This is a genomic window from Streptomyces sp. NPDC087263 (genome assembly GCF_044744645.1).
Lineage (GTDB): Bacteria > Actinomycetota > Actinomycetes > Streptomycetales > Streptomycetaceae > Streptomyces.
Genome location: NZ_JBIUYT010000007.1, coordinates 255437 through 274331, shown reverse-complemented (window position 1 = coordinate 274331; position 18895 = coordinate 255437). Strand labels below are relative to the sequence as shown.

Annotated in this window: 18 protein-coding genes; 8 read left to right on the top strand and 10 right to left on the bottom strand. The window is 68.2% G+C overall.

Annotated features, from left to right (window positions below; all coding sequences use genetic code 11):
* Positions 1–3: 3 nt before the first annotated feature.
* From ACIPC1_RS23875 to ACIPC1_RS23860, 4 genes are read left to right on the top strand one after another with little or no spacing between them, the layout of a single operon-like run.
* Positions 4–879 carry a branched-chain amino acid ABC transporter permease gene (locus ACIPC1_RS23875; RefSeq protein ID WP_402520097.1) on the top strand — a complete coding sequence of 292 codons (876 nt, stop codon included), beginning with the start codon at positions 4–6 and terminating at the stop codon, positions 877–879.
* A complete protein-coding gene (locus tag ACIPC1_RS23870) occupies positions 879–1928 on the top strand; it encodes a branched-chain amino acid ABC transporter permease (protein WP_402520095.1) in 1050 nt (349 codons plus the stop codon). Before ACIPC1_RS23875 ends, ACIPC1_RS23870 begins: the two co-directional genes overlap by 1 nt.
* Positions 1925–2656 carry an ABC transporter ATP-binding protein gene (locus ACIPC1_RS23865; protein WP_402520093.1) on the top strand — a complete coding sequence of 244 codons (732 nt, stop codon included), beginning with the start codon at positions 1925–1927 and terminating at the stop codon, positions 2654–2656. Before ACIPC1_RS23870 ends, ACIPC1_RS23865 begins: the two co-directional genes overlap by 4 nt.
* Positions 2657–2659: 3 nt before the next feature.
* The gene (locus ACIPC1_RS23860; RefSeq protein ID WP_402520091.1) at positions 2660–3376 is read left to right on the top strand and encodes an ABC transporter ATP-binding protein; all 717 of its coding nucleotides are present in this window, start codon (positions 2660–2662) and stop codon (positions 3374–3376) included.
* Between the two features lie 62 nt (positions 3377–3438).
* Here the strand turns inward: ACIPC1_RS23860 and ACIPC1_RS23855 are convergent, their stop codons facing one another.
* Entirely contained in the window at positions 3439–4209 is a 771-nt protein-coding gene (locus ACIPC1_RS23855; RefSeq protein ID WP_402520089.1) for a TetR/AcrR family transcriptional regulator C-terminal domain-containing protein, read from the bottom strand.
* Positions 4210–4435: 226 nt separating this feature from the next.
* Here ACIPC1_RS23855 and ACIPC1_RS23850 point away from each other — a divergent pair, with 226 nt between their 5' ends.
* Positions 4436–5560, top strand: a complete 1125-nt coding sequence (locus ACIPC1_RS23850; protein ID WP_402520087.1) for a lipocalin family protein — start codon at positions 4436–4438, stop codon at positions 5558–5560.
* A gap of 79 nt (positions 5561–5639) precedes the next feature.
* Here ACIPC1_RS23850 and ACIPC1_RS23845 read toward each other — a convergent pair whose 3' ends face one another.
* Genes ACIPC1_RS23845 through ACIPC1_RS23825 form a run of 5 tightly spaced genes read right to left on the bottom strand, consistent with a single transcriptional unit; the run spans position 5640 to position 11446 of the window.
* A complete protein-coding gene (locus ACIPC1_RS23845; RefSeq protein ID WP_402520085.1) occupies positions 5640–7433 on the bottom strand; it encodes an AMP-dependent synthetase/ligase in 1794 nt (597 codons plus the stop codon).
* Between the two features lie 16 nt (positions 7434–7449).
* Complete coding sequence (locus ACIPC1_RS23840; RefSeq protein ID WP_402520083.1) at positions 7450–8352, bottom strand: alpha/beta fold hydrolase; 903 nt, start codon at positions 8350–8352, stop codon at positions 7450–7452.
* A gap of 55 nt (positions 8353–8407) precedes the next feature.
* Positions 8408–9253 carry an alpha/beta fold hydrolase gene (locus tag ACIPC1_RS23835; protein ID WP_402520081.1) on the bottom strand — a complete coding sequence of 282 codons (846 nt, stop codon included), beginning with the start codon at positions 9251–9253 and terminating at the stop codon, positions 8408–8410.
* Positions 9250–10398 carry an FAD-dependent monooxygenase gene (locus tag ACIPC1_RS23830; protein ID WP_402520079.1) on the bottom strand — a complete coding sequence of 383 codons (1149 nt, stop codon included), beginning with the start codon at positions 10396–10398 and terminating at the stop codon, positions 9250–9252. The genes ACIPC1_RS23835 and ACIPC1_RS23830 overlap by 4 nt, the downstream gene beginning before the upstream one ends.
* The gene (locus ACIPC1_RS23825; RefSeq protein WP_402520077.1) at positions 10382–11446 is read right to left on the bottom strand and encodes a zinc-binding dehydrogenase; all 1065 of its coding nucleotides are present in this window, start codon (positions 11444–11446) and stop codon (positions 10382–10384) included. Before ACIPC1_RS23825 ends, ACIPC1_RS23830 begins: the two co-directional genes overlap by 17 nt.
* 181 nt (positions 11447–11627) lie before the next feature.
* On the opposite strand from ACIPC1_RS23825, the gene ACIPC1_RS23820 reads away from it, so the two are divergent.
* On the top strand, positions 11628–12257 hold the full coding sequence (locus tag ACIPC1_RS23820) for a TetR/AcrR family transcriptional regulator (protein ID WP_402520075.1): 630 nt from the start codon (positions 11628–11630) through the stop codon (positions 12255–12257).
* Positions 12258–12287: 30 nt separating this feature from the next.
* Here ACIPC1_RS23820 and ACIPC1_RS23815 read toward each other — a convergent pair whose 3' ends face one another.
* The 3 genes from ACIPC1_RS23815 to ACIPC1_RS23805 form a co-directional block, all read right to left on the bottom strand.
* Positions 12288–13193 (bottom strand): LysR family transcriptional regulator, encoded by a 906-nt coding sequence (locus tag ACIPC1_RS23815; protein ID WP_402520073.1) that lies wholly within the window; start codon positions 13191–13193, stop codon positions 12288–12290.
* 151 nt (positions 13194–13344) lie between these two features.
* A complete protein-coding gene (locus ACIPC1_RS23810; protein ID WP_402520071.1) occupies positions 13345–14280 on the bottom strand; it encodes a dihydrodipicolinate synthase family protein in 936 nt (311 codons plus the stop codon).
* 33 nt (positions 14281–14313) lie between these two features.
* The gene (locus ACIPC1_RS23805) at positions 14314–15099 is read right to left on the bottom strand and encodes an SDR family oxidoreductase (protein WP_402520069.1); all 786 of its coding nucleotides are present in this window, start codon (positions 15097–15099) and stop codon (positions 14314–14316) included.
* 240 nt (positions 15100–15339) lie between these two features.
* On the opposite strand from ACIPC1_RS23805, the gene ACIPC1_RS23800 reads away from it, so the two are divergent.
* Complete coding sequence (locus tag ACIPC1_RS23800) at positions 15340–16506, top strand: zinc-binding dehydrogenase (protein ID WP_402520067.1); 1167 nt, start codon at positions 15340–15342, stop codon at positions 16504–16506.
* A complete protein-coding gene (locus ACIPC1_RS23795; protein ID WP_402520065.1) occupies positions 16496–17674 on the top strand; it encodes a DUF3500 domain-containing protein in 1179 nt (392 codons plus the stop codon). Before ACIPC1_RS23800 ends, ACIPC1_RS23795 begins: the two co-directional genes overlap by 11 nt.
* 83 nt (positions 17675–17757) lie before the next feature.
* On the opposite strand, the gene ACIPC1_RS23790 is transcribed toward ACIPC1_RS23795, so the two are convergent.
* Positions 17758–18798 carry a phosphotransferase family protein gene (locus ACIPC1_RS23790; protein ID WP_402520063.1) on the bottom strand — a complete coding sequence of 347 codons (1041 nt, stop codon included), beginning with the start codon at positions 18796–18798 and terminating at the stop codon, positions 17758–17760.
* Between the last annotated feature and the right edge of the window lie 97 nt (positions 18799–18895).

Genomic DNA, 18895 nt, shown 5'->3' with positions numbered 1-18895 from the left:
GTCGTGCATCTCTTCGTACAGGCCGTCATTGTGGGAATCCTGATCGGCGGCGTCTACGCGCTGCTCGCCGGCGGTCAGGCGATGATCTTCGGAGTCACCCGCACCGTGAACTTCGCCCAGGCGATCTTCGCGATCATGTGCTCCTACCTCAGCTACACGCTCTTCCAGGACTTCGGCCTCGACCCCTTCCTCTCGGTCCTGGTGCTCGTGCCGGCCATGTTCGTCTTCGGCGGCGCCATCCACATCGTCCTGCTGCGGCGGCTCAGCAGATCCGGCGCCGAACTCTCCCTGCTCGTTCTCTTCGCGTTGGGCATCGGGATACAGGGGGTGCTGGACTTCTTCTACAAGACCGACACCCGGGTGATCGCGACCTCGTACGCGAACGACTCCTGGACCGTCCTCGGCTACCAGGTCCCGGCGGTGCGGTTCTTCGCCTTCCTCCTCGCGGTGGCGGTCCTGGGCGCACTGCACCTGATCCGCCAGCACACCAAGTTCGGCCGGGCACTGCGGGCCACCACCCAGAATCCGGACGCCGCACGGTTGCTCGGCGTGGACGTGGAACGGGTCTCGGCCATCGCGATGGGCCTGGGAGTGGCCGCGGCGGGGGCAGCCGGAGCCGTGTTCGGCATGGTCATTCCCTTCAGCGGCAACAGTCAACTCGACCTGTTGAACAAGCTCCTGGCCATCGGCGTGCTCGGCGGAATGGCGAGCTTCCCGGGAACCATCGTGGCCGCGGTCATCCTCGGCGTCATCGAATCGGTCGTGGCCGTCAACATCTCACCGGACTGGTCCTCCTTCTCCTTCCTCGTCGTCCTCTTCGCCGTCCTCACCTTCCGACCGCAGGGCTTGTTCGGGCAGCGACTACGAGGGGCGGCCTGATGGCTCGGCGCAGCACCGAACCGCGGATCCAACCGGCCGGCGCCGCACGCGCGACAGCGTTCGTCGTGTTCCTCGCCGTGCTCCCCCTGGTCTTCGCCGGGCACTGGCAGGTCAGTCTGCTCGTGTTCACGGTGATGTACGCGGGTCTCGCCTGTGCCTGGAACCTGCTGGGTGGTTACGCCGGCTACCCCGCCCTCGGCCACGGTGCCTTCTTCGGCATCGGCGCCTATGCGATGGCCATCACCGCCCCGCATCTCGGCGTCGGCAGCGGCTACCGCCCCTTTCTCCTCGTCCTCCCGATCGTCGTCGCCACCGCCCTGGCGGTACTGCCCATCGCGCGGCTGCTGCTGCGGACGCGGGCCGCCGCCTTCGCGGTGCTGAGCATCACGGTGATGTTCATGGTCGCGACGCTGGTCTACAACGTCCGCGGTCTGACGAAGGGTTCCGAAGGCCTGCCCGTGCCGTTCGCGCCGTTCGACGTGGCCACCTTCGAGCGGCCCTTCTACTACGCGATGGCCGCCCTGCTCGCCCTGACCGTGGCCGTCTGCTGGGTGGTGCGGACCAGCAAGCTGGGGCTCGCGCTCAATGCCGTACGCGACGACGAAGACCGCGCCCGAGGGCTCGGCGTACAGACCGAGCTGGTCAAGATGGTCGCCTTCGCGCTGAGCGCCGGCCTCACCGCGGGCTTCGGGGCGGTGTGGGCGTACTACATCACCTACGTGTATCCGCCCTTCGCCTTCGATCCGTTGCTCTCGCTCGGCGCCGTCCTCATGGCGTTCCTCGGTGGGCGGCGCACCTTGTGGGGCCCGGTCGTCGGCGCTGCTCTGATCGTCCCCGCCCAGCAGTACTTCGCCTACCGCTACGGGGCGAGCCAGCTCTACCTCATCGCGTACGCAGCCCTGTTCCTCCTGGTCATCTACCTCCTCCCGGACGGGATCGTCCCCTCGGCCACCCGGCACCTGCGGCGGCTCCGAGCGGCGTACCGCGCTCACGCACGGCGTGACCGGGCCACGGTGGGCCCCGTCTCGACCCGAGGAGGACAAGGATGAGCACGCTGCTCAAGGTGGAAGGGCTCACCAAGTCGTTCGGAGGAATCCGAGCCCTCGACGAGTGCGGCTTCGAGGTCGCCGAAGGGTCGGTGAGCGCCCTCATCGGACCCAACGGCTCCGGAAAGACAACGGCGTTCAACGTGATCACCGGCTACCAGCGTGCCGAGTCGGGCCGACTGACCTTTCGCGGGCGAGCTATTCGCCGTCCCGACCCGTGCCGTCTTCAGCGGCTCGGCCTCGCCCGCACCTTCCAGCAGGCGCGGGTCTTTCCCGGCCTTTCGGTGCTGGAGAACATCGTGCTCAGCCGCAGCCAGCCCTGGCACGCCCTGCTCCGCCGCCGCGTGCCCGGCCCGGACCGGCTGCGTGCCGAGGAGCTGCTCGACGAGTTCGGATTGGCGGCCCATGCCGACCGGCCCGCCGCACAGTTGTCGTACGGACAACGCAAACTGCTCGAGTTCGCGGGCGTGCTCATGGCCGAGCCGCTCCTCGTCCTGCTCGACGAACCCACCGCCGGGGTCAACCCGGTCATGGTCGAGGCGATGGAGCGGCACATTCGCCGACGGCACGCCCAGGGCGTCACCTTCCTGATCGTGGAGCACGAGATGCGCTTCGTGATGCGGCTGTGCGATCCCGTCATCGTGCTGGACCGCGGCCGCCTCCTCGCATGTGCGACCCCGGAGAAGGTCCAGAACGACCCCCGTGTCCTTGACGCCTACCTAGGAGACTGACCCATGGACGCAGGGCTGGAGCTGCACGGCATCGTCGCCGGCTATGGCCAGGGTGACATCCTGCGCGGTCTCGACCTCGACGTGCCCGCGGGCCGGATCACCTGCCTCATCGGGCCGAACGGCTCCGGCAAGTCGACGGTCCTGCGGGTCATCAGCGGCCTGCTCGCCCCGCGAGCCGGTCACGTCATGCTCGCCGGGCGGAAGGTCACCGGCTGCTCGCCCTCTGCCATGCTCGGTCACGGCGTCGCCCACGTGCCCCAGGAACGCAGCCTCTTTCCGGCCATGTCGGTCTGGGACAACGTCCTCATGGGCGCGTACATCAACCACGACCGCGACGCCGTCGCTCGGCGGGCCAGCGAGATCGCGCAGCGTTTCCCGATCGTCGCCCGACGCCGTCACGATCTGGCCGGCTCGCTGTCCGGCGGTGAGCAGAAGACCGTGGAGATCGCCCGGAGCATGATGCTCGACCCTCCCGTTCTCTGCTTCGACGAGCCGTCGATCGGCCTGGAACCGCGGGCACGCAGGTTGATCTTCGGGATCCTCGACGAGCTCCGCCGCGACGGGCGGACCATCCTGCTCGTCGAGCAGAACGCGCGTTCCGGGCTGGCCGTCGCCCAGAACGGAGCCGTCCTGGAGGCCGGTGTCATCAGACTGTCCGCTCCCGCCGACCAGCTCCTCGACAGCCCCGAGGTCGGACGTCTCTATCTCGGCGCGTCCTGACGCTCTCGGCGCATCCCGACGCCTCGGACAAGGACGAGCGATGAACCGTTCGGTGGTGGCGCTCAGTTCTCCGGTTCGGCGGCCCGCCGAAGCCGCAGCTCGACGCCGTCCAGGAAGCACTGAAGTCCGAACTCGAACTCCTCCGTGCCGGTACGTGATGTCAGCGCGTCGGCGAGTTCCACCAGTTGCGGGAACTGCTCGGCGGGCAACGAGCGGTAGAAGTCGCGCAGCGTCAGGCTCTTCGAAGCCCCCAGGCCCCCGGTGCGGAAGTCGTTGGTCGATTCCTGTAGGACCGAGGCGAACACCTGATGGGCCAGCGCGGTGTAGACGTCGGCCGCCAGAGCCTGGTCGAAGCCGCGCTCGCGCAGGACGCCGAGGGCCAGTTCCCTGGCGCGCAGCGAATTCGGGCCGACCGGGATCGCGGTGGCGAGCAGGGTGGCGACGCTCGGGTGCGCGCTCAGCACCCTCCGCATGGAGCGGGCCAGTTCCTCCAGGACCCCGCGCCACCCCAGTCCGTCCACCGGGCGGAGGAGCTGTGCCTCGCCCAGCACCGCGTCGGCGACCAGCACCAGCACCTCGTCCTTGCCGGCGACATACCGGTAGAGCGTGGTCGTGCCCGTCTGTAGTTCGGCTGCCAGGTTCCGCATGCTCAGTGCGGCCAGTCCCTCGCGGTCGATGAACGCGAGGGCACCGGCGACGATGCGGTCCAGCGTGATGGGCGGGCGTCGGGACGGCTCCTCCCTGCCCTGGCGGGCAGCCCACCAGGCCGGCGAGCCCGGGGCCCTCAGGTCCTGCCAGTCATCGCCCGTCTCATGCGCTTGTGTTCCTGTCACAGGAACAATGTACCCATGGCGGGACATGTGTCTGGTCCTGATCGTGGTCCCCGAGGCCGACGCGGTCGCCCGCAAACCCCTTTTACCACTTCTCAGTGGGGTGGATTTTCCACTTCCAGTTGGGCGTGCGCGAGGGGTTGACCGGGTCTTGGGCCACTCTTAATGTCCATGGCAACAGTGTTCCCGCTCCGGGTTCACTGTATCCGATTCCGGAGGGTGGCAACCCATGGGAGTACGTGCTCGTCTTGCTACACCGTGGCTCGCGGTCTGTGCGGTGGTCGCTCTGGCCTTGCAGGTCACCGCGACCGGGCCGGTGCAGGCCGCGACCGACAGCACTGGAACCGCGAGCACCTGCACGAGCTCGACCGCGCCGGGCCAGGCGTCCGCATCGTCCACCGCGACGCCGGACCGAGTGAGCAGCGTCCAGACCCCCAAGGACGAGGCTCCCCACCAGGATCCGGACGAGTGGTGGTACTACGTCGGGCATCTCTCGGGCGTGGACCCGGCCGGACGCGTGCACTGCTACGGATTCGAGCAGGTGGTCTTCCAGTTCCTCGAACTGGCGCCGGTGCCCGTGTACTTCGGGCACTTCGCCATCACCGATCTCACCCGGGGCACGTTCCAGTACGACGGCCGGCAGGACTCCTATCCGGTCCCCAGTACGCCCGGCACCTTCTCGCTGCACACCGGCGAATGGACGATGAGCGGAGGATCCGGCAAGAGCAAGCTGCACGCCGCCCTGCCCGACTACGCGCTGGACCTCCAGCTCCAGACCACGAAGCCGGCCGCCTTGCACGGCGACAGCGGCACCATCCCGTACGGGCCTCTTGGCACGTCGAAGTACTACTCATGGACGTCCCTGCTCGCCAGCGGGACGATCGTCGACCACGGCGTTCCGGTGAAGGTCACCGGGCTGTCGTGGTCGGACCACCAGTGGGGTGCGTTCGACTTCGAAACCGGCGCCGGCTGGGACTGGTTCAGCGTCCAGCTGACCAACGGGAAGCAGTACATGCTGTACTTCATCCGCGACCGGGACGGAGCGATCGTCGAGACCATCGGCACGCAGGTCGACTCCTTCGGCAGGACCACGAACCTGGACCCGGCCAAGCTCAGTGACACGGCCACGGGCTCATGGACCAGTCCCACGTCGGGCATCACGTACAGCTCGGGATGGCAGGTGACCGTGCCGGGCGGGAGCTTGACCGTCACACCGAACCTGGTCAATCAGGAGGTCGACCTCCTGTCCACCCAGGGCCTCGCCTACTGGGAAGGCTCCGTATCCGTGAGCGGCAACATCGGCGGCTCGCCGGTGACCGGCGTCGGGTACACCGAGATCTTCCCCCACCTCTGACCGAACCCGTCCGGACCGGGACAGCGGACCGGGAGAGCGGTTTGCCGCCCTCCCGATCCGCCCTCCCGGTCAATGGCCGCTAGTCACCTGTCTTGTAGAGCCCCTCGATCTCGGCGGCGTACTTGGTGGTGATGGAGCGGCGCCTGAGCTTCAGGGTGGGCGTCAGCTCGTCGCCCCCCGGTTCCCAGGCGTGCGGCAGGATGGTCCACGAGCGGATGTGCTCGACACGGGAGAGACGCGCGTTGGCGGCATCAACGCCTTGCTGTACGGCGGCCCTCACCTCCGGGGACACGGCCAGGGCGGCAACGGACGTATCGTCCAGGCCGCGCTGCACCGCGAAGGCCTTGGCGGCTTCCAGGTCGAGGACCAACAGCGCGCTGACATGGGGACGGCGGTCGCCTATGGCGACGGCGGCCGCGACGAGCGGGCAGGCGGTCTGTAGAACGTTCTCGATATTGGCGGGCGACATGTTCTTGCCCGAGGCGTTGATGATCAGTTCCTTCTTGCGGTCGACGATGGTCACGTAACCGTCCGCGTCGACGCTGCCGACGTCCCCTGTGTGGATCCAGCCGTCGGAGTCGACGGTCTCCGACGTCCTGGCGGGGTCGCCGCGGTACCCCTTCATGAGTGCGGGGCTGCGGACCAGGATCTCGCCGTCTTCGGCGACCTGGATCTCGGTGCCTGGCAAGGGAGTCCCGACGGTGCCGAGGCGCGGCCTCGACGCGGTGTTGAGGGTGGTGACACCGGTGGTCTCGGACATGCCCCAGGCCTCGCTGATCGGCAGGCCCAGCGCGAAGAGGAAGACCATCGCGTCCTGATCCAGCGGGGCGGAACCGGTGACGACGCTGACGGCCCGGTCCAGCCCGATCTGCCCTCGGATCCTGGCGAGCACAAGGCGGTCCGCGACCAGTTCGGGGAGCCGGGACCGGAGCGGGCGTTCGCGCCCCGGCGAGGTGGCCAGCGCCCGGGCCGTGCCGGTACGCAGCGCCCAGCGGGCGAGGGCGCCCTTGAGCCCCGACTGCTGATCCAGGCCGGCCTGGATCGATCCGATGAAGCGGTACCACAGCATCGGTACGCCGACGAACTCGGTCGGGCGCACCTGCTGTAGGACCTCCAGCAGCCGCTTGGGTTCGTTGAGGGTGACCGTGGTGGTGTGGAACATCATGGGCGCGTAGTGGGCACTGAACCGGTTGACGATGTGCGCGTCCGGCAGATACGAGATGACGCGGCCGCCGGTGGATTCGGCCAGGACCTTGGGAAGCTGCGTCAGCACATAGATGAGGTTGGCGTGCGTGAGCTCAACACCCTTGGGCGGTCCGGTGGTTCCCGATGTGTAGATCAGGGTGAGCACGTCCTGGGGGGACACGCGGGACCAGGCGCCACGGAAGTCGAAGTCGTCGGCGCCTGACGTCTCGAGGTCGGCCAGCGACAGGACCGGGCCGCCGACGTCCTGGCCCGCTGCGGCTGGGTCGATGTTCACGCACACGAACGTCTCGACGGACGAGCCCTCGGCAGCTTTCCGCGCGGTGCTCAGAAACTGCTCCTCGCACACCACGAGCCTGTTGCCGGCGTTGGCGAACAGATAGGAGATCTGTTCGGCGCTGCTGGTGTTGTAGACCGAGTAGGGGATGGCGCCCAGGTGCATGACGGCCGCGTCGACTATGTGGAACTCTGGCCGGTTGGTGAGCATCAGCGCCACCGTGTCGCCCCGCTCGACCCCTCGGGCGGCCAGCCCGCGAGCCACTGCCTCGACGCGTTCGCCGTACTCGCGCCAGGTCAGTACTGACTTGTTGTCGGCGTCCCGCAGCGCCACCGCGTCCCCGTGCTCGGAGATGGTCTGCTGCATCAGAGCGCACATCGTTGTGTTCTCCATGCTGTTCCTCGCTCTGTCAGGGGGTGGGGGTGCGCTGGATCCCTGCGAAGAAGTCGGCCATGTCGACTGCGGTCTTCTCCGGGTACTCGAAGGGCACCATGTGGCCGCATCCGGCGATGACTTGGCTGAGCTGCGGGTTCAGCAGGGCTTTGACCTCGGGAAGTTTGCCGACCGGGGTGACCTGGTCCTCCTCGCCCCACAGGAGCAGGGTGGGTGTGCCGAGCAGCCCGGCCTGCCGGTAGAGATCCTGCTGGCGGTGGAAGTCGTAGTCGCGCAGAGTGGCGAGGAGGGCGTACATCGAGCCCTCGCAGCGGTAGGTGTCGCACACCATGTCGGTGAGGGCCCGTACCTGTGCAGGGGTGCGGACGTTGTGGGACAGGTGCCCGCGCAGCAGGAATTGGCCGAGGTGTTTGCCGAGGAACGGGCCGACGTTCGGCGTGGTGGCCAGCCGTACGGGCGGGGGGTCGCCCTCGGTGAATCCCGCCGGGCCCAGCAGGGTCAGCGATGTCGTCTGTTCGTGGGTGCGTTGCAGCAGGGCCAGGGCGGTGAGCGCGCCCATGGAGGAGCCGACGGTGTGCCAGGACTTCGGTACGTCGAGGGCCTTGACCAGGTCGTGTGCCTGCCGCACGAACAGTTCACGGTCGTAGGGCCCCGCGACGCGGTCCGAGTAGCCGCGGCCGTAGGCACTGTAGGTCAGGGTGCGCAGCCCGCGGCGGTGCAGATGCTCGACGACGCCGTCCCAGTAGAACAGCGGGACGGTGAGACCCCCGAGGAGGAAGACCAGTTCACCGTCGTCGGGTCCGGTGAGTTCGTAGTGCGTGATGCCGTCGGACAGCTCGACGAAGCTTCCCCGCAGACGGCTGCGGGTGTCCGGGTTCAGGGGGAGGTTCTCGCCCCTGGCTCGGTAGATCTTGGGCATGGCGGAACTCAATTCCTGGGAGGGTGCGGGACTCGTTCCTGAGAAGGGGCGGGACTCATTCCTGGGTGGTCGGGGAGGGGAGCCCCAGATGTGAACGGATGGCTTCGCCGACTTCAGCCGGGGCCTCTTCGGGCATGAGGTGCCCGACACCCGCGAGGACCACTTCGTGACTTCCGGGGATGTCCCGGTGGAAGTGCTGGCCGTCGATCTGGTCGCCGCGCAGGACCAATGTCGGGGCGGCGATCTCGGTGATGTGACCGGAGCGGTCCGCCTGGTCGGTGTTGGCGAAGTCGATGAAGGCTGACCGGTTGCCCGGCCGGTTCATCATCGCCGTGACCCGGTCGACCAGGGGCTGGTCCACGACCATGAGCGGGCCGACGGAGGAACGCAGGTTCTGCTCTGCCGCCCCGCTCGGCGCCCACCGGCGAAGCAGCGGGCGCAGCAGGGGATTGCGGGCCATCTTCAGCGCCGTCGGCAGGGACTTCTCGGGATATCCGGTGGCGTTCATCAGGATCAGCCGCTGCACCAGCTGCGGGTGCTCGACCGCCAGGTTCCAGGCGATGTTTCCGCCCAGCGAATTCCCTGCCACGTTCAGCTTGTCGAGGCCCAGGCCGGAGAGGAACTCCGCGACGAAGGACACGTAGGCCTCGATGCGGTAGTCCCGGTCGGGGCGAGGGCCGGTCAGGCCGAAGGCCGGCAGGTCGAGCCTGATGACCTCGCAGGAGGTCTTGAGGTCGGCGACGATGGGGTCGAAGGCCTGGAGTGAGGAACCGCTGCCGTGCAGCAGGAGAAGCGGGGGACCGCTGCCCTCTCGTTTGAAGTGCACTCGCACTCCGTCGATCCAGGTGAAACGGGATTCCTCGTCGACATAGGGATCGCTGTGGGTCTCGGAAGCTGTCATGTGTGGGCTCCGTCGAACATGCGCATCACCGAGGTGTGCTCAATGCGGGCAGGCAGGCCACGCAGCACGGCGTCCCGTGCGGTGCTGAGCGGCCCTGAGGGCACAGAAGCGAGCTGATTCATGCGAACCGCCTGGCGCTGGATCCACTCGACCCGCGCGCGACGTTCCTCTTCGAAGGCCCGGAAGGCATCGGCCACCGAAGCGGTCCCGGCCAGCCGGCGCGCCACCACCGCGGCGTCCTCGATGGCCTGACCGGCTCCCTGCCCGAGGTTGGGCAGCATCGGATGGGAGGCATCGCCCAGCAGGGTCACGATGCCGGAGCCGCCGCGCCACTCTCGCTGCCGCAGCTCGACCTCGATGGTGTCCTTCGGCTCGGTGGCCGCCAGCAAGTCCCGCGCCTGAGCGGGGAATTCGCGGTAGAGCTTTTGATAGAACGTGAGACGGTCCGCCGGATCCCGCACCGGGCGCGTCGGCGTGGGGATCAGCGCGAACCAGGAGCTGCGTCCGTCACGCAGCGGAATGATCCCGAACTGCAGGCGGTAGCCCCACCATTCGAGAACCTCGTCGGGCCGATCCGCCGCCACCTCGGTGACCCCGCGCAGGCAGCTTGTCCCCGAGCCCACGGCCGGCGGGTCGCCGTGCAGGCGCGCCCGGATCAGGGAGTCGATGCCGTCCGCGGCGACCAGACCGCGCCCCCGCACACGCTCGCCGGAGCGCAGGTGCACCGTCACCCCATCGGCGTCCGTCTCGAATCCGATCACGGGGTCACCGGTGAGCAGGTTGCCGTCGCCGAGCTCGGAGAGGAGCACCTCGTGGAGGTCGGCGCGGTGGATCCCGAGGGCGGGGGAGCCGACGGTCCCCTCCACGTCCTCGGCCCGCACCTCGGTGAGGACCTTGCCGGTGACCGACATGATCGAGGTGTGGGCGACCCTGCGCCCCTTCTCGGTCACCTGGCGGCCGAGGTTCAGCTCGCTGAGCACCTGCACGGTGTTGGGCTGCAGGAGGATGCTCGTGTTGATCGCGGTGGGCCGGGGCGCCGCCTCGATGAGCGTCCACGGGATGCCGCGACGCTGGAGGGCCACAGCGGTGGTCAGACCACCGACGCCCCCTCCGGCGATCAGTACGTGATCATGCGATGTCGACAACGACTTTCCCCTTAGAACGTCCACGCTCGACGTACTCCTGAGCCGCCGCGATCTCGCTCAGCGGATACGTCTTGTCGATGACGGCGCGCACCTTGCCCTCGGCGGCCAGGCGGGCCAGCAGTTCCAGTGCGGCGCGGTCGGGACCGAACAGGCTCCAGCCGTAACTCCGGCGGCTCAGAGCCTCCCGGAGGCGCCGGCCCAAGAGGGTCGCAACGGCCTGAACGCCACCGAGAAAGAGGCCCCTCTCGTCGACGAAGCGCATCAGCGGATGCACGAGCGTGCCGTAGCCGGCCCCGGGGCCGCGGCGCAGGATGCCGAGCATCTTCCGCTCCTCGGCGTCGTCGGCCAGGCAGACGGCGAAGTCGAAGTCGCGCAGTTGCTCCGCGAAGTCCTGCGTCCGGTAGTTGATCACCTGGTCCGCGCCGAGGCTCTCGCACAGTTCGATGCCCGCGGGGCCGGCCGTGGTGGCCACATGGGCGCCCAGCGCCTTGCAGATCTGCAGGGTGACCACACCCGTGCCACCCGACCCGCCCTGGAGGAACACCCGCTTTCCGGCAGCGTTCTCCGGCCGGAACCCGGCGTCCTTCAACGCGGCCCACGCGGACAGGAAGGCGTAGGGCAGCGCGGCGGCCTCGCGGTAGGACAGCCCTTCGGGCTTGGCCACGACATCGTCGGCCTTGACGACGCAGTATTCGGAGTACGTCCCCTGTGGCGCGGGCCTCATCGCGCCGAAAACGGCGTCTCCGGCCTTCAGCCCGGTGACCCCGGAGCCGACTGCCACGACGTCCCCGGAGATGTCGTTCCCCAGGACGAGCGGAAACCCGGTGAGCCCGCGCAGCTTCATCAGCTTCTGGCCGTACCCGCCCCGTCTGCGGCAGTCGATCGGATTGACCGAGGTGGCACGCTGCCGTACAAGGACTTCGTCCACGCCCGGCGTGGGGGTCGGCGCGTCGTCGACCACTTGGAAGACGTCCTGAGCTGCGCCGAACCGTTCGGCCTGGGCCGAGCGCATGTGACTCGGAATCGTGGGTGTGGTGCTGGAGGTCATAATGGCTACGCTAGCACCGAAAACTGTGTTACGGCTACGCGGACTCCGTAATCGTGGTCGAGATCGTGTGGAGAGATTGGGGGAAGATTCCATGGCCGCAGAGGCATCTGCCGTTCCGGGCAGTCCGGCCTGGTGGGCGAGCCGCCCGCCGACCCCTGTCCACCGGCGCGGGAGGCCGCCGGTGGACGTGGGCAAGGTCGTCGACACGGCGCTGCAACTCGTCGACGAAGTGGGCGTCCAAGCGCTGACCCTGCGGATGCTGGCCGACGCCCTGGGGTCGGGTACGGCCACTCTCTACCGGCATTTCGCCAGCAAGGACGAGCTCCTGGTACACGTGGTGGACCGGATACTGGGTGATGTACGGGTGGATCCGGCGTCACTGGAGGGGCTGACCTGGCGAGAAGCCACCGTGGCGGGGGCCGAGGCTTTCTACGACACCTTGTGCAGACATCCCCATGCGCTGCCGCTGCTGGTGGAGCAGGTTCCGGTCGGTCCGAACGGGCTGCGCAACCGGGAGCGCATCATCGGACTCCTCCTTGTCTTCGGCTTCCCCGTCGATCTCGCCGCCCGCGCGTTCACCGCGATCGGCCACTACGTGGTCGGCTTCGCCATCCAGCAGCACGGCCCGGGAGCCGCGCGGCCCGAAGACCGGCCGCAACTGCTCGATTTCTACCGGTCCCTCGACCCGGCCGCCTACCCGGCCACCGCGGCCGCCGCGGAGGAACTCACCGGTGTCCCTCTGCGCGAGGAGTTCCGATTCGGACTCGACCTTCTTCTCGACGGCCTTGAGCTCGTCAGGAAGGCGAGGTGACAAGCCGCGACAGCCGCCTTCAGGGACAACTCAGCAGCAGAGCGCGTCCGGTGGCAGTTCATGTCCGGCAACCAGCGGCAGCTCCGCCGAAGTGAGCATCGTTCGATACTCCTCCGCAAGCTGGGACGGCTGCTTCCGGCTGAAGGCCACGAGTTCGCGGAAATAGCCGGAGCCGATCCTCCGCGCATGCTTCGACCAGGCACTGGGCACGGCGTTCTCCGGAGCCACCGCCATTCCGATGCCCTCGATGGCGAACTGCAGGGCCGCGGACACCTGGCCGGTCCGGGCAACCGCCCGAGGAGCGAAGCCGAGGCCGGCCGTCACCCAGTCGACGACCTCGCTCATGCCCTGCTCGGGCTCGTACAGCACCCAGTCGGCCGACGCGAGCTCAGCCGGTTCCGCGGCCGCGCCGCTCTCGTGTTCGTTCGGTCCGACGACCACCATCTGCTCGTATCCGAGCGAGACAGCCGGCCCGTCCCAGGCCGAAGGCCGCGGCCCGACGGCCAGGTCACCCTGCCCGCTGCGAGCGGCTTCCTCCAAGTCGCGACGGTGCGAGAAGTCATGCAGGCGGAGGACCGTCGTGGGGAACAGGGAGTGCCACCGGGCAGCGGACGGGGGCAGCACACCGGACGCCACCGACCGCACGGTGAGCACATGCACATCGCCCCTGCGGCCTTCGGTCACCTGGCGAACCGCGTCCTTGGCTTCCTGGGCTGCCTGGAGCACGCGTTGCGCCTGCGGCAGGAAGGCCCTACCCGCAGGAGTCAGGGTTACGCCGTGGCGGCCTCGTTCGAGGAGTGCGGAGCCGAGTTCCTTCTCCAGAATGCGGATCTGCTGCGACAACGACGGCTGGGTGACGTAAAGCCTGGTTGCGGCTCCGCTGAACGAACCGCTCTCCCAGATGGCGAGGAAATATTCCAGCTGGCGCAGCTGCATGCCGTCAAGCTACCTGACACGAGGCCTGCTCGGAACAGCCGTGACTGCGGTGATGTGCGGTCATCGACCTGCCGATCTGAGGGATGCGCAGCCCGGTGAGCGAGCCTATGGACGGAGGGTCCCCTTCTCCGGCTTCTCCGGCTTCTCCGGCTTATACGGTGATGGAGATGCTGCTGTCCTCGCGTGCCAGTCGTGACAGCAGATAGTCCACCTCTTCCCGCGCTGTGGCCGACAGGACCGGTGCCGGGCTGCGCTGGCTGTCGGACGTGAGCAGTCCGCGCCGTTTCATGACGTATTTGCGCACCGCCAGACCGATTCCCGGCTGCTGTTCGTATCGCAGCAGCGGCAGGTGCGCGTCGAAGATGTCGTGAGCGGAATCGCGGTCTCCTGCCGCCGTGCGCCGGACCACTTCCACGAGCATTTCCGGGAAGCAGTAACCCGTCATCGCACCGTCCGCGCCACGCTCGGTCTCGAAGTCCAGGAAGAGCCCGCCGTTGCCGCACAGGATCGACAGCCGCGGCATGTCCCCGGCAGCTTCGAGCCGTCGCAGGGCGCTGATCTTCTCCAGGCCCGGCCAGTCCTCGTGCTTGAGCATGACGCAACCCGGTGCGCTGCGTGCGATGCGCGCGATGACCGAGGGAGTCATGACCACGGAGAAGGACAGAGGATAGTCCTGGATCACCAGAGGAACTTCCTCGCCGATTTCCTCGGTGATGCCCTGGTAATAGGACACGATCTGGTCATCGGTTCGGAGCGTGTTCGGCGGGGCAGCCATGACGCCGGCCGCTCCGGCCGCCATGACGTCCGAAGTGAGTGTGCCCATGGCCGCATATCCGGGTGCGGACACTCCGACGACAACGGGAAGACTGGTCCTTTTCAGGACATGGGTGACTATCCGCACCGCTTCGCCGTGAGTCAGTTTGGGCGCTTCGCCCATCTGTCCGAGCAGCGTCAGACCGGAGACACCAGCCGATTCATAAAAGTTCACAAGGCGACTGAGCGAGTCGAAGTCGACGCTCCCTTCGCTGTCGAAAGGAGTCGGCACAATGGCGAAAACCCCTTTCGCCTCGCGGGTCAGCAGCACCATGGTCCGGACTCCCTTACGGCAGTGTACTGAGGATCAAAGGCTCGCAATGAGGCCACCGTCGACCCGCACCAGCGAGCCGGTTACATAGGAGGCCGGGGCACTCGCGAGAAAGGCGACCATGGAGGCGTATTCGCGTGGATTTCCGTAGCGGCCTGCCGGAATCGTCGCGAGGCTCGCCGCCGAGACCTGCTCCACGGTCTTTCCTTCGCGCTCGGCCTTGGCGCGGTCAAGAAACTCGGTTCGCTGGGTCCCTATTCTTCCGGGCACGACGACGTTGCACGTCACACCGTCGGCCGCGACCTCCCGGGCCAAGGTCTTGGACCAGCCGAGGAGGCCGGCGCGGAGAGCGTTCGACAGGCCCAGGTTCGGGATGGGCGCGATGACGCCGGAGCTGGTGCTGGTGATGACGCGCCCCCAGCCCCGGCTCCGCATGCCGGGTACGACGCTGTCGGTGATGGCGATCACGGAGAGGACCATGGACTGGAAGTAGTTGATCCATACCGTGGGATCCTGGCCGAGAACGGGTGACGGTGGCGGTCCGCCCGTATTGTTCACAAGGATGTCCACGGGCCCGAGGGATTCCTCGATCGCTCTCGTATTGCCCTCGATGGCGCCGAGTTCTCCGAGATCCCATTCCAGGGCCAACGCCTGTCCGCCCGCGTCGGTGATGGCCTCGGCACGAAGTTTGGCGGCAGCAGCGTTTATGTCCGCGACCGCAACCTTGGCCCCCTCTTCCGCGAGCATCTGGGCAATCGCACCTCCGATGCCGCCCCCTCCGCCCAGCACAAGCGCGGTCCTGCCGGCAATCCCCAGATCCACAGCGCTGCTCCTCACATGGCGGACCAGTTTCCCGACCGCTCGGCGAATGCCTGATTCAGTGACTGTGGCACAACGGGCGTGCGGGTACCAATAAGAATTTTCCCCACCGCCGATAGGCAGTGCTTATGTGACTCGTATAGGAAGTGCCTATACGAGTCGGCAAAGAAACCTCTTGGACAGAAACGCCCAGCTCACCAAGACTTGCCGAGATGCCCGCCGGGGCGTGAAGGGAGCCACGTCATGTCCTTGCCGGAGACAATGCTGGCCGCGGTGCTGGGCGGGCCGGGGGTCATCAGGACCAGCAGGCTGCCCCTCCCACAGGTCGGGCCCGAGGACGTTCTCGTACACGTCCGAAGGGCATCGCTGTGCGGAACGGACCTCAAGATTCGCAGCCATAAGTTCTTCGGCGACGGCAAACCCGCCTCCGATCAGTTCGTACCCGGCCACGAGTACGCGGGAGTGGTCGCGGCCGTCGGGAGCGCGGTCGACGAGTTCCAGGTCGGCGACCGCGTGGTCACCGAGGCCCACCGGGGCTGCATGCGGTGTACCAACTGCCTGGCCGGGGCGTATACGGACTGCCTCAACTACGGAAACCGCCGCAAGGGCCATCGAGTGCAGGGGATGACCGTCAACGGCGGCTTCGCCGAATATGCGCTCAACCATGTGTCCACCCTGTACCGGCTCCCGGACTCCGTCGACTTCGACTCGGCGGTGGTCCTCACCACGGTCGGCACCGTCATGCACGCCCTCGATGTGCTCGGCTCGCTGATCGTCGGCGCGAGCGTCGCGGTGATCGGCCCGGGCCCCATCGGACTGTTGGGGGCGCAAGTGGCCCGTGAACTCGGGGCCGAGGTGGTCGTTCTGACCGGGACGCGCGATGCCCGGCTGGAGATCGGCAGGAAATTCGGCGCCGACCTGACGGTCAACTCCCGTGACGAGGACGCCGTCCTGGCGGTCCGCAACGCAACCGGGGGACAGGGCGCCGACATCGTCCTGGAATGTTCGGGGGCCCCGAGCGCGGTCGACGACGCGCTGCGCATGGCCAGGCGCTCCGGCAAGGTCGTGCTCGTGGGCTTCTTCGACCGGCCGGTCACGGCCGACCTCAACCACGCCGTGATGAACGGCATCTCCATCCAGACGGTCCGGGGCGAGGGGGCCGGCTCGGTGGCCAGAGCGGTCTCGCTGGCGGGCCGCGGCCGGCTCCGCACCGCCGAGCTGGTGACCCACCATTTCGGTCTCGAGGATGTCGCGGAAGCCTTCGACACCTACGCGGAGCGCAGAGGCAATGCCATCAAGGTGATGCTGGACGTGTCGGAGGACAGGGCGCTCGGGGAGGCGGTGCCTCAGGACAGGGCGCCCGGGAACGACGTGGTGCCTGGGGACACGGAACAGTCCCGTGTCGGCTGAGAGCCCGTCGAGGCCGGTGCCCGGTGCCACGGACCCGGGGCGCGAACGGGTGGCCGCGGCGATGACCGCCGCGGCGGCAGCGTGGCTGTGCTCCCTGACGTCGGAGCAGGTGACCGTCGCCCAGCACGGCTCCCCGCTGACGCCGGGGGCGGAGGCCGAGCGCCTGAAGTGGTTCTATACGCCGACCGATCACGGCGGTCTTGCCCTCCGGGATCAGACGCCCCGTCAGGAGAGCCTCGCCATGCAGCTGGTGGCGTCCGGACTGTCCGAGGCGGGATTCGCCACGGTCGCGACGGTGATGGGTCTGGAGAACATCCTGGACCAGGTCGAAGGCTGGCAGGTCGGCTGGGGCCGGCAGCGGGGCCGCGACCCGGGACTGTACTGGCTCAGACTCTTCGGCCGACCCGGCGATCCGGTCTGGGCGTGGCGATTCGGCGGCCACCACATTTCCCTGAACAACCTGATCGTCGCGGGCAGGGTCGTGTCGACGACGCCGTGCTTCGTGGGCGCCGACCCCGCGCAGACCGCACTCCTGGGCGGATCGTTGCGCCCCCTTCACGGACTGGAGCACGCGGCCCGGCAGTTGGTCGCGTCCCTTGGTGCCAGGCAGCGTCAGCGGGCGTTGCTCCATGAACGAGCCGTGTCCGACATCGTGTCCGGCAACAGGCCGACTGTCGCTCATGGCGACACCATGATGCACATGCAGGACCTGTGGCGTGGACGGTTCGCCGACCCGAGCCTCGCGGACCTCGTCGACGACATCGACCGGCGCGCGGAGGAAGGCAGCGGGTACACCGAAAGGGACCACGCCGCTCTGGCGATCTCCCGCTCGCCGAAGGGGCTCGGCGCCAGGGACATGGACGCCGACCAGCGTGCGGGGCTACGGCGGCTGCTCGCTCTGTACACCGGCCGGGCTCCGGAGACACTCGCCGACGCGTACGCCGCGCACTACGCGACCGAGTCCGTGCTCGACGAGGTGCATTTCGGCTGGGCGGGCAGTACGGACGACGGTGAGCCGCACTACTACCGGGTCCAAGGCCCCCACGTCCTCATCGAGTACGACAACACCCAGCGCGGCGCGAACCACGCGCACTCCGTATGGCGGGACCTGACCTCCGACTTCGGGCTCGACATCCTCGCCGAGCACAGGGCACGCTCCGCCCACTAGGACGATCCCGACGAGCGGTCTGCCGTACGAGTCCACAGGTGGGCGCACGCCTCCCGCGCCTTCACGGGACGCGGCGAAATCTCTCAGTGTCCCTGCTGTCCAAGCCGTGCCATGCCCTCTTCGGCGCACCGGACCACCTCGGCGTCGAGGTTTCCGAAGTCCTGTCCCGCCATGGCTCCGGCGGCGACCCGGGCGGCGATCCCCTGCACGATGACGGCGAACTTGAAGTGGGCGAAGGCCTCGTAGAAGGCGAGGTGGTCCAAGGGGGCACCGGTCGCCGCCGCGTAGCGCTCCGCGAGGTACGCCCGGCCCGGAAAACCGGTTCCGGTCGTCACGGTCGGCGTGAGCGGCGACACGCTCTCGCCCGCCTCGCGCCAGTAGAACAGCAGCAGCCCGAGATCCGTCATGGGGTCGCCGAGCGTGGAGAGCTCCCAGTCGAGCACGGCGGCGACGTGGCCCGGATCGGCCAGGTCCAGCAGGCAGTTGTCGAGCCGGAAGTCGCCGTGCACGATCGAGGACCTCGGTACGCCGACCTTGTCGAGCGCCGCTGCGAGACCGGCGCCGAGTTCATCGAGCGCGGGAACGTCACGCGTCTTCGACTTCGCCCACTGTCCCTGCCACCGCCGTACCTGCCGTTCCAGGAAGCCCGTCGGCCTGCCGAAGTCCGCGAGGCCGGCCTCGGCGGGACCGACCGCGTGCAGCGCGACGAGTACGTCGACCAGAGCGTCGGCGAGCGCGGTTCGGTCCGCGGCCGTGTCGGCGTACCCCGGCGGGAAGGAAGCGCGGATGACGTGTCCGGGCACCTTCTCCATCACGTAGAACGGTGCACCGATCAGTTCGCCGGCCAAGTCCTCCAGGAGAACGCGGGCGACCGGGACGGCCGTGTCCTTCAGCGCCCGCTGGACCCGCGCCTCGCGTCCCATGTCGTGTGCGCGGGGCAGGAGCGCCCCGGACGGGGGTCGGCGCAGGACGACGGAGCCGGCCTCACTCGTGATCTCGAACGTGAGGTTGGACTTTCCGCCGGCCAGCAGCGTCGCGTCGAGGTGGAGCCAGCGCTCGTCGTGGAGGGCCGCGGCCAGGGTCGGCGCCAGCCTGTCCAGCCGTACCAGGGGAGAAAGGTCCACCTGCGTCGCGTTCACCTGACGCTGCCCGGCTTCGGCTGTGAAGCGGTCCTGGAGTACATAACGGCTACGCTAGCACCGAAAAACCTATTGTGGATAC

What these genes read in the sequence shown, in the direction of transcription:
- ACIPC1_RS23825 (WP_402520077.1), bottom strand. Translation starts at nt 11,446, where the DNA reads ATGACCTCCAGCACCACACCCACGATTCCGAGTCACATGCGCTCGGCC.
- ACIPC1_RS23815 (WP_402520073.1), bottom strand. Translation starts at nt 13,193, where the DNA reads ATGCAGCTGCGCCAGCTGGAATATTTCCTCGCCATCTGGGAGAGCGGT.
- ACIPC1_RS23800 (WP_402520067.1), top strand. Translation starts at nt 15,340, where the DNA reads ATGTCCTTGCCGGAGACAATGCTGGCCGCGGTGCTGGGCGGGCCGGGG.
- ACIPC1_RS23850 (WP_402520087.1), top strand. Translation starts at nt 4,436, where the DNA reads ATGGGAGTACGTGCTCGTCTTGCTACACCGTGGCTCGCGGTCTGTGCG.
- ACIPC1_RS23845 (WP_402520085.1), bottom strand. Translation starts at nt 7,433, where the DNA reads ATGGAGAACACAACGATGTGCGCTCTGATGCAGCAGACCATCTCCGAG.
- ACIPC1_RS23835 (WP_402520081.1), bottom strand. Translation starts at nt 9,253, where the DNA reads ATGACAGCTTCCGAGACCCACAGCGATCCCTATGTCGACGAGGAATCC.
- ACIPC1_RS23860 (WP_402520091.1), top strand. Translation starts at nt 2,660, where the DNA reads ATGGACGCAGGGCTGGAGCTGCACGGCATCGTCGCCGGCTATGGCCAG.
- ACIPC1_RS23865 (WP_402520093.1), top strand. Translation starts at nt 1,925, where the DNA reads ATGAGCACGCTGCTCAAGGTGGAAGGGCTCACCAAGTCGTTCGGAGGA.
- ACIPC1_RS23810 (WP_402520071.1), bottom strand. Translation starts at nt 14,280, where the DNA reads ATGGTGCTGCTGACCCGCGAGGCGAAAGGGGTTTTCGCCATTGTGCCG.
- ACIPC1_RS23870 (WP_402520095.1), top strand. Translation starts at nt 879, where the DNA reads ATGGCTCGGCGCAGCACCGAACCGCGGATCCAACCGGCCGGCGCCGCA.
- ACIPC1_RS23840 (WP_402520083.1), bottom strand. Translation starts at nt 8,352, where the DNA reads ATGCCCAAGATCTACCGAGCCAGGGGCGAGAACCTCCCCCTGAACCCG.